This window comes from Piscirickettsia salmonis LF-89 = ATCC VR-1361 (assembly GCF_000297215.2).
Taxonomy (GTDB): Bacteria; Pseudomonadota; Gammaproteobacteria; order Piscirickettsiales; family Piscirickettsiaceae; genus Piscirickettsia; species Piscirickettsia salmonis.
Genome location: NZ_AMFF02000005.1, coordinates 1 through 818, shown reverse-complemented (window position 1 = coordinate 818; position 818 = coordinate 1). Strand labels below are relative to the sequence as shown.

Below are 818 nucleotides of genomic sequence, written 5' to 3'. Positions count from 1 at the left end.
TTAGGGATAAGAATCACGCCAATAATATCACCCGTTGCACCTGCAGACTGGCACTGTTGCGAAAAATTATAGTGAACTTCAGAAAGGTTATTTTCTTGTGCTCTCTGCTTAGAATTAAGCAGCTAATCCAAATAATTTATCAATGAGCTGATTTTGGGCACAGATATTCTGTTTTTTAATATAACGTAATTGACCTTTTTGAACCATGCGCATCGCTTCCATTATGTCAATGGTAGGCCGTGCTGTAGAAAGTGATTGGTACCATTGGCGGAAACGGGATTTGCGCTTTACCGCTTTGTGATCATTTTCAATGCAGTTGTTTAAATACTTCACTCGCCTGAGTTTACACTGACTAGAAAAGACACCTTCATCTTTGGCTTTTTGGTGAGCGGGTGGAAATGAAGCGTGCTTGTCGACATTCACAACACGCGGTGATTTCACATAAGGTTGGGCGATTGCCTTTTTGAAAAAGCGCATCGCCGCTTTGGCATTTTGCTGTCGGCTGAGCATCCAGTCCAAAGTATGGCCATATTTATCAATGGCTCGATAAAGGTAATACCAACGACCTTTAATTTTCACCAACGTTTCATCAAGGAGAGGCACGCTGAGTACAGCTCGCGACTTTAGGAGGGCCGTTGTATAGTTTATCGTTGTCTGTATGATTAATCGCTTGTTAATCAACACAATGAGATAGTTAGTTTGATTCAATTCACGCTTAAACATCTTTTCCAAACTGGCAGAGCTTGGTGGCGCTACTATGTGGCCAATCGCGATAATATTCCTCGCTCTGTGGTTGAAGTCGTCGTGAAAATGCTCAG

General features: G+C 42.2%; 1 protein-coding gene. It reads right to left on the bottom strand.

Annotation, left to right across the window (positions count from 1 at the left end; genetic code table 11):
- Positions 1-114: 114 nt before the first annotated feature.
- The coding region (locus tag C200_RS00605) for an IS6 family transposase (RefSeq protein WP_248782665.1) at positions 115-818 on the bottom strand (704 nt) is incomplete at its 5' end.